This is a genomic window from Niveibacterium sp. COAC-50 (assembly GCF_013184235.1).
GTDB lineage: Bacteria > Pseudomonadota > Gammaproteobacteria > Burkholderiales > Rhodocyclaceae > Niveibacterium > Niveibacterium microcysteis.
The window spans coordinates 879,209-894,188 of sequence record NZ_JABCJM010000001.1; the positions used below are offsets into that span (position 1 = coordinate 879,209).

At 62.3% G+C, this 14,980-nt stretch carries 14 protein-coding genes; 10 read left to right on the forward strand and 4 right to left on the reverse strand.

Features of this window, described 5'->3' with window-relative positions:
• Positions 1-167 precede the first annotated feature (167 nt).
• The 4 genes from HH302_RS03915 to HH302_RS03930 all read left to right on the forward strand — a co-directional run bounded on the left by HH302_RS03915 (position 168) and on the right by HH302_RS03930 (position 4,170).
• Positions 168-2,057 carry a nucleoside-diphosphate sugar epimerase/dehydratase gene (locus tag HH302_RS03915; protein ID WP_172198449.1) on the forward strand — a complete coding sequence of 630 codons (1,890 nt, stop codon included), beginning with the start codon at positions 168-170 and terminating at the stop codon, positions 2,055-2,057.
• Positions 2,058-2,073: 16 nt separating this feature from the next.
• A complete protein-coding gene (locus HH302_RS03920) occupies positions 2,074-2,634 on the forward strand; it encodes a sugar transferase (RefSeq protein WP_172198452.1) in 561 nt (186 codons plus the stop codon).
• 92 nt (positions 2,635-2,726) lie between these two features.
• Positions 2,727-3,629, forward strand: coding sequence for a recombination-associated protein RdgC (locus tag HH302_RS03925; protein WP_172198455.1), 903 nt, complete (start codon positions 2,727-2,729; stop codon positions 3,627-3,629).
• 4 nt (positions 3,630-3,633) lie between these two features.
• On the forward strand, positions 3,634-4,170 hold the full coding sequence (locus tag HH302_RS03930; protein ID WP_172198459.1) for a YaeQ family protein: 537 nt from the start codon (positions 3,634-3,636) through the stop codon (positions 4,168-4,170).
• An 11-nt stretch (positions 4,171-4,181) separates the two neighbouring features.
• Here HH302_RS03930 and HH302_RS03935 read toward each other — a convergent pair whose 3' ends face one another.
• The 3 genes from HH302_RS03935 to murB form a co-directional block, all read right to left on the reverse strand.
• Positions 4,182-6,203: a GGDEF domain-containing protein gene (locus tag HH302_RS03935; RefSeq protein ID WP_172198463.1), complete on the reverse strand. Its 2,022-nt coding sequence runs from the start codon at positions 6,201-6,203 to the stop codon at positions 4,182-4,184.
• Positions 6,204-6,323: 120 nt separating this feature from the next.
• On the reverse strand, positions 6,324-8,372 hold the full coding sequence (locus tag HH302_RS03940) for a diguanylate cyclase (RefSeq protein WP_172198467.1): 2,049 nt from the start codon (positions 8,370-8,372) through the stop codon (positions 6,324-6,326).
• 5 nt (positions 8,373-8,377) lie between these two features.
• Positions 8,378-9,418 carry a UDP-N-acetylmuramate dehydrogenase gene (murB, locus tag HH302_RS03945; RefSeq protein ID WP_172198470.1) on the reverse strand — a complete coding sequence of 347 codons (1,041 nt, stop codon included), beginning with the start codon at positions 9,416-9,418 and terminating at the stop codon, positions 8,378-8,380.
• An 84-nt stretch (positions 9,419-9,502) separates the two neighbouring features.
• Between murB and HH302_RS03950 the strand changes: the two genes are divergently transcribed.
• The 5 genes from HH302_RS03950 (at position 9,503) to HH302_RS03970 (ending at position 13,174) form a co-directional block, all read left to right on the forward strand.
• Positions 9,503-9,988 (forward strand): YajQ family cyclic di-GMP-binding protein, encoded by a 486-nt coding sequence (locus HH302_RS03950; protein ID WP_172198473.1) that lies wholly within the window; start codon positions 9,503-9,505, stop codon positions 9,986-9,988.
• Between the two features lie 86 nt (positions 9,989-10,074).
• Positions 10,075-10,269: a putative motility protein gene (locus HH302_RS03955; RefSeq protein WP_172198476.1), complete on the forward strand. Its 195-nt coding sequence runs from the start codon at positions 10,075-10,077 to the stop codon at positions 10,267-10,269.
• Between the two features lie 105 nt (positions 10,270-10,374).
• Positions 10,375-10,896, forward strand: a complete 522-nt coding sequence (locus tag HH302_RS03960; protein ID WP_216661754.1) for a CoA pyrophosphatase — start codon at positions 10,375-10,377, stop codon at positions 10,894-10,896.
• 139 nt (positions 10,897-11,035) lie between these two features.
• On the forward strand, positions 11,036-11,962 hold the full coding sequence (locus tag HH302_RS03965) for a CobD/CbiB family protein (RefSeq protein ID WP_172198482.1): 927 nt from the start codon (positions 11,036-11,038) through the stop codon (positions 11,960-11,962).
• Between the two features lie 27 nt (positions 11,963-11,989).
• The gene (locus HH302_RS03970) at positions 11,990-13,174 is read left to right on the forward strand and encodes an acetyl-CoA C-acyltransferase family protein (protein ID WP_172198485.1); all 1,185 of its coding nucleotides are present in this window, start codon (positions 11,990-11,992) and stop codon (positions 13,172-13,174) included.
• 45 nt (positions 13,175-13,219) lie between these two features.
• Here the strand turns inward: HH302_RS03970 and HH302_RS03975 are convergent, their stop codons facing one another.
• Positions 13,220-13,933 carry a hypothetical protein gene (locus HH302_RS03975; RefSeq protein ID WP_172198488.1) on the reverse strand — a complete coding sequence of 238 codons (714 nt, stop codon included), beginning with the start codon at positions 13,931-13,933 and terminating at the stop codon, positions 13,220-13,222.
• A 112-nt stretch (positions 13,934-14,045) separates the two neighbouring features.
• Here HH302_RS03975 and HH302_RS03980 point away from each other — a divergent pair, with 112 nt between their 5' ends.
• Positions 14,046-14,948, forward strand: coding sequence for a triacylglycerol lipase (locus HH302_RS03980; RefSeq protein ID WP_172198491.1), 903 nt, complete (start codon positions 14,046-14,048; stop codon positions 14,946-14,948).
• Positions 14,949-14,980: the final 32 nt, after the last annotated feature.

Consider the following 14,980-nt stretch of genomic DNA (forward strand, 5'->3'; position numbering starts at 1 on the left):
TGGTCTTAGGTTCGGGTGCTGCCGGCGCGTTTGAATTATTGCATTGCCGAGGATGCGGCGCATAGGCCCCTATTGTTTGGGTGATACACTGTAGTCGTTTTGTGCTGCATTCGGTGACGACCGAATTGGTACTTGCTGCGCCTATGCTAACTCTCGATCTCGCTCGAATGAAATTAGTTATCTTAGCTCACTGGCGACAACTGGCCGTCTTCTTGGGCGACCTCGTTGCGGTGGTGCTCGCGTGGGCTGGTTCGTATCTTTTTCGGTTCAACGGCCAGATTCCTCGTGATTTCCTTGAAACGGGGGCATTGGCATGCCTTGTCGCGCTGCCCATTCACGCGGCCGTTTTTCGGTCGCTGGGGCTATATCGAGGCATATGGATTTTTGCGAGCCTTCCGGATCTGGTCCGGATTGTTCGCGCGGTGGGGGCGGCTGCGCTCACTACGTTAGTTGCTTGCGTTTTCGTCGGGTTTCAACCACCGGTTCCGAGGACGGTCTTTCTTCTGTACCCATTGTTTTTGATCTTGTGGATGGGAGGTACGCGGTCGGCGTATCGAATATGGAAAGAGCATCGGCGATATGGAGATCTGATTGCTCGAGGACAGCCAGTCGTGATTATTGGTGCCGGGCGAGCTGGGGCAAATCTTGTTTCGGAGATGGCGCGCTCGTCGGAGTGGCGAGTGGCCGGATTGCTAGATGACGATTTAAATAAGGTCGGGCGCGAGATTGCTGGTGTTAAGGTGTTTGGCACCCTCGATGAGTTGCCAGTGTGGGCGGAGCGCCTTAAGTTGAAACACGCAATTATTGCGATGCCGTCGATGTCAAGAGAAGCGCGCCAGCGAGCGGCTTCGATATGCCTTCGGGCGGGCATACACACGATGACTTTGCCATCAATCGAGGACGTGATGCGCGGGAGCGCCACGGCTGGACGGGTACGTGATATAGATCTCCACGACCTGATTGGGCGCGCGCCTGTCGAGGTGGATAACAGTGAAGTGGCCGCCATGACGGCTGGTCGTTCGGTAATGGTAACTGGGGCGGGCGGATCAATTGGCGCTGAGTTGTGTCGGCAGTTGGCGCGGTTTGTTCCAGCGCAGATGATATTGCTCGAAATGAGTGAATTCGCGCTGTACAAAATACATGATGAGCTGTCCGAGCGGTTCCCGAAAATCGAAATAGTTCCAATCGCCGGTGATGTGCGCGACGGGATGTGGCTGGAGGCCGTTTTTCGGCAGTACTCTCCGTCTATTGTGTTTCATGCCGCGGCATACAAACATGTTCCCCTTATGGAAGACCGGAATGCCTGGCAGGCGATTCGGAATAACGTCTACGGTACGTATAAGCTTGCAGCGGTTTGCGTAGCGAATCGCGTCGATCGCTTTGTGCTGATCTCTACGGACAAGGCGGTAAATCCCACTAATGTAATGGGTGCTAGTAAGCGCATGGCGGAGATGGTTTGTCAGGTCATGCAGGCAAACGCGTCGACACGCTTTGAGATAGTGCGGTTTGGCAATGTTTTGGGGAGCGCGGGTAGCGTTATTCCGAAATTCCAAGAGCAAATCGCCCGTGGTGGCCCTGTTACCGTTACACACCCTGAGATCACCCGATATTTCATGTCGATACCGGAGGCGGCGCAGTTGGTATTGCAGTCTGCTGCAATGGGGAAGGGCAATAATATTTTTGTTATGGACATGGGCGAGCCGGTTCGGATCGCGGATTTGGCGAGGGACCTGGTGCGGTTGTCGGGTTACTCAGAGGACCAGATCGGAATCGTGTATACGGGTTTACGCCCTGGTGAGAAGCTTTACGAAGAGCTGCTGGCTGCACAGGAGGAGACTCTGCCGACGCACCACCCAAAGCTCAGGGTTGCGCGCGCGCGCGAAGTGGAGTCGGAATGGTTGGATGACGTTCTCTCGTGGTTGACGCAGCGGACTATTCCTTCAGATGATCAGATTCGACGGGACCTTCGCCGTTGGGTGCCCGAATACCAGCCAGCGGTTCGGCCGTCCTTAACGCTCGTGTCGCGAACGGCGCGCGAGCCTAAAACGGTTGCGTGAGGTCGTTGGGGCGCCCTTGAAACGGCTGTTCGATATCATTTGCGCTGGGTTTGGGCTTCTCTTTTTTCTGCCGGCGCTGTTGGTGATCGCGGTGGCCATTTTGGCTGACTCGCGAGGCCCTATTCTGTATATGTCGAGACGCGTGGGAAGACACTCATCGCTGTTTCTAATGCCTAAGTTTCGTTCTATGCGCGCAGAAACGCCTGTTGTCGCGACGCACTTGTTGGGTGATCCGGATCGTTATCTGACTCGGGTCGGGCGGTTTTTGCGCCGGACCAGCCTAGACGAACTTCCCCAGCTATTTAGTGTGCTCAAGGGCGACATGAGCCTAGTCGGCCCTCGGCCAGCGTTGTTCAATCAGCATGATTTGAATGCAATGCGTGCGGCCAAAGGGGTGGACAGGCTGCGGCCCGGTATTACGGGTTGGGCGCAGGTTAACGGCAGGGACGAGTTGCCGATTCCGGAGAAAGTCGCTTACGACATTGAGTATCTGCAGCGCCAGTCTTTCTGGTTCGATCTGAAGATCCTTTTTCTGACTGTGCATCGTGTTATCACTGCACATGGCGTGAGTCACTGATCCGACTATCGTTTTGACTCACTGGCGGGGGCGGGCGCTTTTGTCGTTGCGTCCGGCTACAATTGCCGACCCACCGCTTATTGGATCTTTTCATGTGGTTCAAGAATCTCCAGCTTTACCGCCTGCCCAAGCCTTGGGCGATTGATCTTTCCTCGCTCGAAGACAAGCTCGCTGCGAAGCCTTTTGTGCGTTGCGGGTCGCAGGATATGGCCAGCCGTGGGTGGGTGTCGCCGACCGGGTCGGATGTGATGGTGCTTGCGGTGGGTGGGCAGTGGTTGCTGGCGCTCCGCAGTGAGCAGCGTTTGCTGCCGTCGTCGGTGGTGAATCAGGTTGCGCAGGACAGGGCGGAGGAGCTGGAGGCGCAGCAGGGTTTCAAACCCGGGCGCAAGCAGATGAAGGAGCTTAAGGAGGCGGTGACGCAGGAGTTGTTGCCGCGCGCCTTCACACGACGCCGCACGACCTACGTTTGGATTGACCCGACCAATGGTTGGCTGGTCGTCGATGCATCGAGCGCGGCGAAGGCGGACGAGGTGATCGAGCAACTGCATGACACGCTTGATGACTTGCCGCTCAAACTGCTGGATACCGAGCGTTCGCCGCAGTCAGCAATGTCCGACTGGCTCGCTTCAGGCGAAGCCCCTGCGAATTTCACCGTCGACCGTGATTGCGAGCTGCGCGCGATTTCCGACGAGAAGGCTGCGGTGCGCTATGTGCGGCACCCGCTGGAAGGGGATGAGATCCCCAACCATCTTGCGGCGGGCAAGGTGCCGACACGGCTCGCGCTGACTTTCGACGACCGGATTTCGTTCGTGCTGACCGAGCGCATGGAGATCAAGCGCCTGGCGTTCCTCGACATCATTCAGGAGCAAGCGGAGAAGGCCGCAGCGGAGGGCGACCCGCAGTTCGAGGCAGACTTTGCGCTGATGTCCGCGGAGCTCGCACGCTTCATCCCCCACGTGATCGAAGCCCTGGGCGGCGAGCGGCAGATCGTTTGACCCTATGGCGCTGAAATCAACGATCTTCAAGGCTGACCTTCAGATTTCGGACATGGATCGCGGGTACTACGCCAACCATTCGCTTACGCTGGCGCGGCATCCGTCCGAGACCGACGAGCGGATGATGATCCGCCTTCTCGCGTTTGCGATGTTTGCGGACGAGGGCTTGTCGTTCTGCAAGGGTTTGTCGTCGGACGACGAGCCAGATCTTTGGCAGAGGGATCTGACTGGCGCGATCGAGAACTGGATCGAGCTTGGTTTGCCGGATGAGCGTCGCTTGCGGCAGGCGAGTGGCCGAGCCTCGCGCGTGACGCTGCTGACATACGGTGGCCGGGCGGTGGATGTGTGGTGGCAGAAGAATCGCGCCGCATGCCTGAAGTTGCCCTCGCTGACAGTGCTGCGGATTCCGGATGACGCGGCCGAGGCGCTGACTGCGATGGCTGTTCGCACGATGCAGATCCAGTGCAGTGTGCAGGATGGCGAATACTGGCTTTCGGACGGCGAGCGCAGCGCGCATATCCGCCCGCAGCGGCTGGATTGAGTCGGGCCGCGTCAGCCCGGTGGGGCGCCGGTAATCAGCCCGAGCTTCACGCGCCCATCGCGCCACGCAGTTTCGAAGCTGCGTTCGATCTCGTCGAGCTCCAACTCGTTTGATGCCATGACCTCGCGAATGCCGCAGGCGCGGTTCCGGCCCTGCGCCTTGGCGATGTAGAGCGCCATGTCGACCTGGTTGATGCCGCGCTCCCACTCGAGCGACAAGTGACCGGGGGCAAGCGGAAAGCTCGCATAGCCGATCGAGATCGTCACTGATAGGTATTGCTCGCCGTAGGGGACCGGGTCACGGCTGATCGCGTGCAGCAAACGCTCAGCGAGGCGGTCGAATTGCTCGGCCGGCATCGGCCCCACAGCGATGAGGAACTCTTCGCCGCCCCAGCGCACCACCAAATCGGTTTCGCGCATGGTGTCTTGCAGGCGTTGCGCCACGGTCGTGATGACGACGTCACCAGCCGCGTGGCCATAGGTGTCGTTGACGCGCTTGAAGTGGTCGATGTCCAGCAGCATCAGTCCGCCGATGAAGCCACCGCTGGCGGAGCGCGTGCGCATCGCCTCCTGGAAGTAGCGCCGGTTGAAAAGCCCGGTCAGTGCATCGCGTTCGCTGCGTACCTTGAGCATGCGGTTGCTCTCGGATAGCTGCTGGTTGGCGTCCCGAACCCGCCGGTAGAGCAGGGCTACCGCGAGCAGGCCCGTCGTCAGCAGGCCGGCAGCGAGCAGCCAAACGCGCTGTTGCAGCGTTCGGTTATGCAGTTGGGCACTCTTGAGCGCGTTGTCGCGGTTGAGCAGTTCAATCTCGCGCTGCTTCTTTTCTGATTGATAGCGCGCGTCCAGTTCGAGCAGCGCGTTCTTGCGGCTGCTCTCGGCGAGTGCTTTCGAGGCGCGTCGCTCCCGGTGGTATGCGTTGATGGCGTTCTTGTAGTCGCCGGCAGCTTCAAGTGCCTCGCCATACTCGGCGAGCAGGCTTGCGTACTGCGCGCGGGATTCGAGTTTGAGTGCCGTGGATAGCGCCTCTTCAACGTTTGTCCTGCCCTCGTCGAGCCGACCCAGGCGGATCTGCGCCTGGCCCGCGTTCGCGAGCGCGACGATCAACCCATGCGGATCGCTGATCTGGCGGGCGATCCTGATCGCCTCATTGGTGACTTCAAGCGCGTCTGCATAGCGGCCCAGCTTCAGATACGTATCGCCCAGATTGATCAGCATGGTTTCGATACGTTCCTGCTCGCCCGCTTTGCGCGCGTAGCCAAGCGCTGCCTTGGCGGCTTTCAGCTCCGCATCGCGATCCTGCTGGAGCGAGGCAACCCGGGCACTCGTATCCCACGACTGGGCGAGAAGTGGTGCTTCCGCGAGTTCCTGCGCATAGCGCGTTGCCTTGCGATTGGCCTCGATGGCCTTGTCAAGTTCGCCGGCATCAACGAACAGGGTTGCCATGCTGTCCAGGGCTCGGAATACCCGGACCTTGCTGTTGAGGCGTTCGGCGAGGGAGAGCGCGTTCTGGTAGGCGGCCAGCGCGTCGGCCTGGCGACCCAGTTCCAGGAGTAGCGCACCGCGCATCATTTCCAGCCGAAAGCCCTGGCGCGAGTCCCCATTCGCAGCAAGCGTCGTGCGTGCCTGCTCCGCCAGTTCAAGGGCGCGGCTCAGATCGCCCTTCATGCGCACCACGTGTGCTCGTACGATCAGGGCTGACGCCTTGGCGTCCTGGCTGGCGAGCGCATCGAGTGTTGCGGCTGTCGCGAGTGCCGCGTCGGGCTGATTGGCGTTTGTCTGGTAGGTGCCCCGCATGGTCAGCAGGGCGATGCGCGCCGCGCTGCCCGTTTCGGATTTGAGCAGGGCGTCGACGCTTAGGATGGCGCCAGAGGGATCGCTGCGCCCCTGCGCATCGACAGCGTCGATTCGCGCTGCAACGGCTGGATCCAGTTCCACGGCGCTTGCAGCAATCGCTGGCAATAGAAGCCCTGCCAGTGCCGCGAGCAGGCTGCACAGCACTTCACGCCATCGGTGGCGGATCTGGGTTCTTGGCATTTGCATCGGCCGCCAACGCGGCTTGAGCGCAGGTAAGGCTATTAGCGGCCCGCAGTGCCGGAACTTGATTGACGTGCGACAGATCGGGCGCACATCGCCGATCGGCCGCCTTGCGCCGGGTTAGTCGACCGGAACCGGCGGCGGCCCCTCGGTGATGGCCAGTTCGACCAAGCCGTTTGTCCACGCCTGCTCCAGATCGTGTTCGATACGCTCGATGCCACCGTCACCCTCGGTCAGCAGGCGTGCAACGCCATACGCGCGGCTGCGGCCATGCGCCTTGGCCAGATAAAGCGCCATGTCGATCAGGTTGATCTCGCGCTCCCACGGCAGTCGGATGCCGCCAGGCGGGAGCGGGAAGGGCGCGTATCCGATCGACGCGGTGACCGGGATCAGGTCGCCGTTGTAGGCAACGGCTTGGCCCGAAATTGCATGGATGATGCGCTGGGCGAGTTCGGCCATCTGGTCTGCGCGAATGCGTGGCACAAAGATCAGGAATTCTTCACCGCCCCAACGCACAATCATGTCGGCTTCGCGCAGCGCTTCGCGTAGACGCTCGGCCACCGCGATCAGCACCGCGTCGCCAGCCGGGTGGCCGCGTCGGTCGTTGATCCGTTTGAAGTGGTCGATGTCGATCAGGTAGGTGGCGCGTACCGTGTTGGTCGCCAGGTCGGCTGGGCTCGCATCCAGCTGTGCCATGCGCTGCTGGAAATATCGGCGGTTGTAGAGGCCGGTCAGCGGGTCTCGGCTACTCTGGATTGCGAGTTCCTCGTTGCGTTCTTCGAGCTGTCGATTGGTCGAGCGCACGCGCCGATAAAGCAGGCCAACGACGAGTGCGGCAAGCGCGCAGACGACCATCAGCAGCCACCATACCCGGCGTGCGAGCCGGTGGTTTTCGATCTGCGCATCCTTGAGCGCATTCTCCCGGTTCAGCAGCGTGATCTCGCGATCTCGCTTGTCGGCCTCGTAGCGTGCCTGCAACTCAAGCACCACTCGCTGCTTTTCCGACTGCAGCAGCTCTTCCGACAATGTTCGTTCCCGCAGTAGCGTTTCGAGCGCCGCGGCACTCTGGCCGGTCTTGCGCAATGCGTCGCCGTATTCACGCAATACAGCCACTTCATCGTTGCGCGCGCCGTGGCTCGCGTAGGTCTCGAGTGCAGTCTCGATCAGTGGCTTGCCGCTGGCGGTATCGCCGCTCAGGATGCGAGCGAGCCCGATATTGGTCTGTATCGTGGCTTCCCCGGACCAGTCCTGAAACTCGCGTGTGATCGGCATCGCCTGTTCTGCATGCCCGATTGCTGCGGCGTAATCGCCCGAGCTGAGGTAGTAGTCGGAGAGGTTGATCAGTGCCGCCGACTCTGCGGCTCTTGCGCCGACGCTGCGCGCCAGACGAAGGGATTCATTGAGCGCCATATGCTGTGCCGGGCGCGTGTCGGTGGCGCTGTGGATATTGGCTTCCGTCAGCTTGTAGTTCGCGAGGGCCGCGGTGTCGTTGCCGCGACGGGCGATATCACAAGCCTCGGCGGCCGCCTGCAAGGCGCGGTCGTACTGCCGCAGGTTCAGGTAGAGCGTGGCGAGGCTATTCAGCACCATGCCTCTGCGGCGCGCCCAACCATTGTCTTCCGCGATGCGTGCGGCCTCCTGCAAATGCGTGAGCGCCTGATCGTAGCGTGCCTGCTCGAACAGGATCGATCCGAGGACATGGCGCGCCCAGTAACGCAAGCGGGCGGGCGAATGCGCATCGAAGCTCTCGAGCGCGTTACGGGCGGAGGCGGCAGCGGCGTCCAGGGTGCCACGCACGAAGAGCGCGTTGGCGCGCACCAGCATTGCTTCGGCGGCAATCTCCCGATTGCCCGACGCGAGCGCCTCAAGCTCGCTGCTGGTCCGCTGAGCCGCGTCGGCGTCACCCGCGAGCGCCTGCGAGTAGCCGAGCACACTCAGGAAGGCGGCACGCGTCGCCAGTGGTGCTTTGCGTGCGTCCGCCTCAAGGGCGCGCAACTGTTGCAGCGCGCGATCAGGGTGGTCGCTGGCCAGGATTTCGATGTGTGTCAGCGCGTCCTGCGTGGGGGCCGCGGCTTGGGCGTATGCGGTGAGCGCGACAAGAAATAGACCCAGCCGCCATGGGCGCAGCGCGCGGCGCGCTGTGTGAAGGACCACGCTGGCTGCGCCCATGCCCGTCATTCGTTGAGTGGGGCGCCGACCACGATCGGTTCGGGTTCCAGCGCAACGCCGAACTGCGCTTGCACATCACGCTGGATTGCCTGGGCGAGCGCCCTGATATCGGCGCCTCGCGCGCCGCCCGGGTTCGTTAGCACCAGTGCTTGCGCTGGATGCACACGGGCGGGGCCAAGCGCTTTGCCTTTCCAGCCAGCCTGATCAATCAGCCAACCTGCGGCAAGCTTGAAGCGGCCATCGGTTTGCGGGTAGCTCACAAGTTTCGGATGGCCCGCTCGCAACTGAGCGTGCGTGGCGGCGTCCACAACCGGGTTCTTGAAGAAGCTCCCCACGTTGCCGACCACCGCGGGGTCGGGCAGCTTGCGTTGCCTCACCGCGATGACGGCATCGAAGATGTCGCGCGGCGCCGGTGTGTCGATGTGGCGCGCCGCCAGTTCTTCGGTGATATCGCGGTATCCCGTCATCGGCAGCCACACTTTAGGCAGCGCAAAGCAGACCGACAGGACGATCAGATCCCGGCCATCCGGGTGTTTGAACACACTGTCGCGGTAGCCGAAACGGCACGCGGCTTGGTCCAGCGTTACGCGCTCGCCGGTGCGCCGGTTGAGTGCTTCGAGGCTGTGGAAGCGATCAGTCAGCTCCAGCCCGTACGCGCCAATGTTCTGGATCGGCGCCGCGCCGACGTTGCCCGGGATCAGTGCGAGGTTTTCAAGGCCCGGCCAACCTTGCGCCAGCGTCCACTCGACCGCGTCATGCCAGCGTTCGCCGGCACCGACTCGCACGAGGTAGTGCGAGTCCGATTCGCCGACAAGCGCTCGTCCGCGCAGCAGCGGCTGCAATACCAGCCCCGCGTAGTCATCGACGAACACCATGTTGCTGCCGCCGCCGAGCACCAACACAGGCAGGTCGCGCGAGTGCGCCCAGTCCAGCGCCGCCCGGATTTCGTCTTCCGACCCAGCGGCGCAGTAATGGGCCGCGCGTGCAGGCACGCCAAGCGTGGTGAGCGGGGCAAGATCGACGTCCGTCTGGATCGCGGGTGACATTGTGGGCAGCGGCGGAAAAACGCCGATTATAGGGCTGCGCCGTATAATCTCCGGCTTTCCGCAGTGTTTTGGAGCGACAGGAATATGCCGTCCTTCGACGTCATGAACGAGGTCAACTGGGTTGAAGTGCGCAACGCGATCGACCAGGCCAACAAGGAAATTACCAACCGCTTTGATTTCAAGGGTTCGGACGCGCGTGTCGAACTCAACGACAAGGCGATGACACTGTTCGCCGACAACGATTTCCAGCTCTCGCAGGTGTGGGACATCGTGGTTGGCAAGTTCGCCAAACGCGGCGTGGATGTGCGCTGCATGGAAGAGGGCGAGATCGAGAAGATCAGCGGCAACAAGGTCAAACGCGCCGTTACCGTCAAGGCGGGCATTGACTCGGATCTTGCCAAGCGCATCGTCCGCCTGATCAAGGACAGCAAGCTCAAGGTTCAGGGCAGCATCCAGGGCGACACGGTGCGCGTGAGCGGTGCCAAGCGCGACGTGCTGCAAGAAACGATTGCCATGCTGAAGAAGTCGGTCACCGATTTCCCTCTGCAGTTTGGCAACTTCCGCGAGTGATCGGGTTCCCGCACGCAGGTTCAAGCTTCGGTCACTGCTGCCGTTAAAGCATGCGTGGGCTTTCATGCCCCGGCAGGAGGCAGGAAATGGATACAGCAGCGATTGCAGCAACGGTGTCGGATCAGGCGATGGGCACCGTCAAGGGGGCCGCGCAGATCGCGGTTTTGAAGAAGAGCATGGAAATGCAGGGGCAGTCAGCGCTGCAACTGGTGCAGGCACTGCCGCAACCGCCGGCGGCGGCGCCCGGGCAGCCCGGAGCGCTCGTCAATACCTACGCCTGAACGACACCCGGCTTGCGTATGGGGCGAGGTGTTGGCGACCAAGCTGGCCGGGGTTTGCGTGGTGATATCGATCTGATCCGGTCGCGGCTGGCTGCAGCGCGGCCGATGGTTGCGCCCGCTGCCGTCGACGCACAGTTGATGGCCGCGGCCGTGCTGGTGCCGCTGGTGCAGCGGGAATACGGCCTGCAGGTGCTTCTGACCCGTCGGACGGCACATCTACATCATCATCCGGGTCAGATCAGCTTCCCCGGCGGACGGATTGAGGCCAGCGATGCTTCGCCAAGCGAGGCCGCTTTGCGCGAAACCGCCGAAGAGACGGGCTTGCAGCCGGATGTAATCGAGCTGATCGGCGAACTCCCGGAGTTTGATACCAGCACAGGCTTCCGTATCACGCCCTTGGTTGGCGCCATCAAGCCGCCGCTCACGCTTGCACCTGATCCGTTCGAAGTGGCTGAGGTTTTCGAGGTGCCGCTCGGCTTCTTTCTCGACCGCAGTAATCACCAACGCCATGAGATCTTCTGGCGCGGCCGCATGCGGCAGTACTGGGCGATGCCCTGGGGCGATTACTACATCTGGGGCGCGACAGCGGGCATCATCCGAAACCTTGTCGAGGTGCTTGAAGGTTGATCGGGCTCTGCCATGGCAGATTGTTGCCGAGCCGCGTCAGGCAAGGCTTTGACGTCAATCGGGTCGGGTGGATGTGGTATCTTGCGGTGCACTAAGAAGTCCGCACGAATGCGGGCTCAACCGCGCTCGAATACCCCACATGACGCTGCTTTCGCTCCTTGTTGCCATCCTGCTCGAACAGCTCCGCCCCTTGCCTTGGCGTCGTTTCGTCGAGGAGCCGGTCGAGGCGCTCGCACATCTGCTTGAAGACCGTCTCAACGACGGTCAGGCGCGCCACGGCACGATTGCGTGGTGCATTGCCGTGCTGGTGCCGAGCGTTGCCACGGCGCTGATCTACGCTGCGCTGTTCTTTGTCCAGCCGATCGCAGCGATCGTGTTCAACGTGGTCGTGCTGTATTTCGGCATGGGGTATCGCCAGCACAGCCACTTCTACGGGCGAATCCACGCCTCCCTGCGTGCGCAGGACACCGAACGCGCCCGCAGCCTGCTGGCTGATTGGCGCGGCGGTCGCCACGACCGCACGCCGCCGTCCGAGGTTGCCCGGCTGGCGATCGAAAAAGGTTTGATCGTGGGCCACCGTCAGGTGTTCGCCCTGTTCCCGATGTTCCTGCTGTTCCCGGGGCCGAGTGGGGTGGTGCTGTATCGGTTGTCCGAGCGCTTCGCGTACTTGTGGGCCGAGGGACGCGAGCCGGGCTTTACTGAGTTTGGTCGCTTTGCTCGCCGCGCCTTTGAACTGATCGACTGGCTGCCCGCGCGGATTACCGCCGTGGCGTTTTCGATCATGGGGGATTTCGAAGACGCGATCTATTGCTGGCGCACGCAGGCCGCGCTCTGGCACGACAAGGTCGAAGGTGTGCTGCTGGCTGCCGGTGCCGGTGCAATTGGTGTTCGGCTTGGCAACCCGATCCACAACGCGGGGGAAGTCGTCGAACGGCCGGAGCTGGGCACCGGCGACGATGCGGATGTGGATTTCATGTACAGCGCTGTTGGCCTGATCCGGCGCACACTGGTTCTGTTCCTGGTCGTAATCCTGCTGGTCGGGATTGCCGGCTGGGCTGGGGGTTGAAGCGTTCATTTCCGGGGGGAAATCGAAATGGGGAAGCGGGAAGTTGTATTCGTCAGTGGCGTACGCACGCCAATCGGAACCTACGGCGGCACGCTGAAGGATTTCGCGCCGACTGAGCTCGCGGCGCGAGTGCTGCGCGAGGCAATTGTCCGTGCCAAGGTTGACCCGGCGCAGGTGGGGCATGTGGTGTTCGGCAACGTCGTGCACACCGAGCCGAAGGACATGTACCTGTCGCGTGTTGCCACGATCAACGGCGGCGTGCCGAAGGAAAGCGTGTCGCTCACGCTCAACCGCCTTTGCGGTTCCGGCTTCCAGGCGGTGGTCAGCGCGGCAAACGCCATCCAGCTTGGCGACTGCGACGTCGCGATCGCCGGTGGTGCTGAGGTGATGAGCCGCGGAGGCTACCTGATGCCGGCTGCCCGCTGGGGCGCTCGGATGGGCGACGCCAAGGTGCTCGACATGATGGTCGGGGCGCTGACGGACCCCTTCGAGGCAACCCACATGGGCATTACCGCGGAGAACGTTGCCGAGAAATTCGGCATCTCGCGCGAGGATCAAGACGCATTTGCCGTCGAGTCGCATCGTCGCGCCGCCGCCGCGACCGACGCGGGTCACTTCCGCGACCAGATCCTGCCGATTGAACTGGTCTCCAAGAAAGGCTCAACATTCTTCGACACGGACGAGCATTTCCGCCGTGACGTCACGCTTGAAGGCTTGGCCAAGCTGAAGGCGGTGTTCAAGAAAGACGGCTCGGTGACCGCCGGCAACGCTTCTGGCATCAACGACGGCGCCGCGGCGCTGGTGATGATGGAGGCCGAGGCGGCTGCGCGTGCCGGCCTGAAGCCGCTCGCGCGACTCGTGTCGTATGGTCACGCCGGTGTCGATCCGGCGTTGATGGGCACCGGCCCGATTCCGGCGGTTGAGCTCGCGCTCAAGCGCGCCGGCTTGTCCGCGGCTGATCTGGATGTAGTCGAGTCCAACGAGGCCTTTGCCGCGCAGGCGCTATGTGTGACGCGTGGGCTCGGGCTCGACCCGGCCAAGGTCAACGTGAACGGTGGCGCGGTAGCCTTGGGGCACCCGATCGGGGCGACCGGGGCAATCCTGACCGTCAAGGCAGTCTACGAACTGATTCGGACTGGCAAGCGATACGGTTTGATCACGATGTGTATCGGCGGTGGTCAGGGCATTGCTGGTGTGATCGAGCGGCTTTGATACTTCGCTTCATCAAAACACCCCGCTGCGGCGGGGTGTTTGCGTTTACCGCCTCGCGTTTGTTGTGGCCTCGAAGATCTGGTCCGATAGCGCTTGCTCGCGCTCGATGATGCTGTCGAGAAACTGGCCGGCACCCTCCATGTGGGCAAAGGCCTCAAAACCGCGCACGAGGAAGGTATGCAGGGCGCCAAGACCCACTGCGCGAGCCGGCGCGCCCATCAAGCGCAGCATGCCGCGGATCATGGGGTGATGCGTCAGCTCGTCGAGCGCCTCACCAACGTGCCGAATCAAGGCGATCTGCCGGTCGCGATCGGCGCGGCGCCCTACTTGCCGGTAGGCGGCCGCGTAGCGGGCATCGTCGATCGGGGTGTCCGCGGCACCGTTGCGCAAGGCATCAACCATCGCCGCATCGAGCGTTTCCGATAGGGCGTCGAGTTCAACCGCGCTGCAGATCGTTTCGAGTGCGGAGCGGGGCAGGAAGCGCGACAGCATCGGCTGCACCCGCGCAAGCGCGGCATCACGTTCCGCGAAGTCCTTCGGCCCATACAGTTCGTTCAGGAAGAACTCGGCCGCAGGGCGGTAGCGCTCACTCGCCAGCAAGTCCGCATGGGTGTGCGCAAGCCGGTCAGCCTGCCATGCGCGCAGCGCGTGCCGGTCGCGCCGCCACGCGTCGTCGTCGCGTTCGCGCGCGCGCAGCGCGCTGGCGGCGGTCATGTGCAGGATGAGGCGTTCGGAAATGTCGTGTTTGTCGCCGTCCATGGCTTGAATGATAGCAATGGCGCCCGACCGCAGTAGGGCGGCGGCCCTAATCGACTAGCGCTCGGGGGAGGTACCATGCAGGTGTTCTCGTGCCTCTTGGGGTTTTGCCCGAATGATCGCGTTGCAGCTTCGTTTTGCGCTGATGATCGAAGTCCTGATCTGGCTTGGCATTGCGGTCTATGGCATGTCGTTCTGGGGATGGGGCTACTCGAGCGTTCCGGCGCTCCTGCTCGGCGGCATGCTGGCCGTGCGCGCACTGATCATTGGCGTCACGTTCATCTGTTCGATCGTATGGGGGGCGGCACCTCCCGAGGGCCTACGACTGGGGCCGCTGGCAAGCGTGAAACTGGTGTTCAAGGAGTTTGCCGCCTTCGTGCTGATGTCCGTCGTTTTCATGCCGTTCGAGCGCAGGTGGATTCCGCGCGATCGCATCGAAGGCCGCAGGCTGGGGCGTACGCCGATTGTTCTGATCCACGGCTACCGCTGCAACCGTGGCACCTGGGTCCGGTTGCATGCGGCCTTGCGGCGGGCGGGCTGGCCGGTGGTGACCGTGAATCTGGAACCCTCCGGGGCGAGCATCAGCAGTTTTGCAAAGCAGCTCGCGCGCCGTATCGATGAGGTATTGCTGGAGTCGGGTGCCGAGCGTGTCATCCTGATCGGCCATTCGATGGGTGGCCTTGTTGCGCGGCACTACGTTGCGCGCTTTGGCGATGGCGCGGTGCGGGCGGTGATCACGCTGGGCACGCCGCATCACGGTACGGAGATCGCACGGCTTGGATTTGGTGAGTGCGCGAGGGAGATGCAGCCGGGCAGCGATTTTCTGCGTGAGTTACCCAAATCGATTCCGGTGCCCTTGGTATCGATCTACAGCGCGCATGACAACTTCATCATGCCGCAAGGTCCTTGCGGTGTGACAGGCTCGCGCAACGTCGCGATGGCCGGCGTGGGCCATATCCACATGACCTATTCGCGCCGGGTAATCAATCATGTGCTGCGGGAGCTGGCGGGGGTTTGATCCGCGCCGGTCCTAAAAAGCAAAACGGCCAC

Bases quoted from the DNA above. Each gene is read 5' to 3' on its own strand.
- HH302_RS03935 (WP_172198463.1), bottom strand. From the start codon at position 6,203: ATGCCAAGAACCCAGATCCGCCACCGATGGCGTGAAGTGCTGTGCAGC.
- HH302_RS03925 (WP_172198455.1), top strand. From the start codon at position 2,727: ATGTGGTTCAAGAATCTCCAGCTTTACCGCCTGCCCAAGCCTTGGGCG.
- HH302_RS03975 (WP_172198488.1), bottom strand. From the start codon at position 13,933: ATGGACGGCGACAAACACGACATTTCCGAACGCCTCATCCTGCACATG.
- HH302_RS03980 (WP_172198491.1), top strand. From the start codon at position 14,046: ATGATCGCGTTGCAGCTTCGTTTTGCGCTGATGATCGAAGTCCTGATC.
- HH302_RS03950 (WP_172198473.1), top strand. From the start codon at position 9,503: ATGCCGTCCTTCGACGTCATGAACGAGGTCAACTGGGTTGAAGTGCGC.
- HH302_RS03940 (WP_172198467.1), bottom strand. From the start codon at position 8,372: ATGGGCGCAGCCAGCGTGGTCCTTCACACAGCGCGCCGCGCGCTGCGC.
- HH302_RS03970 (WP_172198485.1), top strand. From the start codon at position 11,990: ATGGGGAAGCGGGAAGTTGTATTCGTCAGTGGCGTACGCACGCCAATC.
- HH302_RS03960 (WP_216661754.1), top strand. From the start codon at position 10,375: ATGGTTGCGCCCGCTGCCGTCGACGCACAGTTGATGGCCGCGGCCGTG.
- HH302_RS03930 (WP_172198459.1), top strand. From the start codon at position 3,634: ATGGCGCTGAAATCAACGATCTTCAAGGCTGACCTTCAGATTTCGGAC.
- HH302_RS03915 (WP_172198449.1), top strand. From the start codon at position 168: ATGAAATTAGTTATCTTAGCTCACTGGCGACAACTGGCCGTCTTCTTG.
- HH302_RS03965 (WP_172198482.1), top strand. From the start codon at position 11,036: ATGACGCTGCTTTCGCTCCTTGTTGCCATCCTGCTCGAACAGCTCCGC.
- murB (WP_172198470.1), bottom strand. From the start codon at position 9,418: ATGTCACCCGCGATCCAGACGGACGTCGATCTTGCCCCGCTCACCACG.
- HH302_RS03955 (WP_172198476.1), top strand. From the start codon at position 10,075: ATGGATACAGCAGCGATTGCAGCAACGGTGTCGGATCAGGCGATGGGC.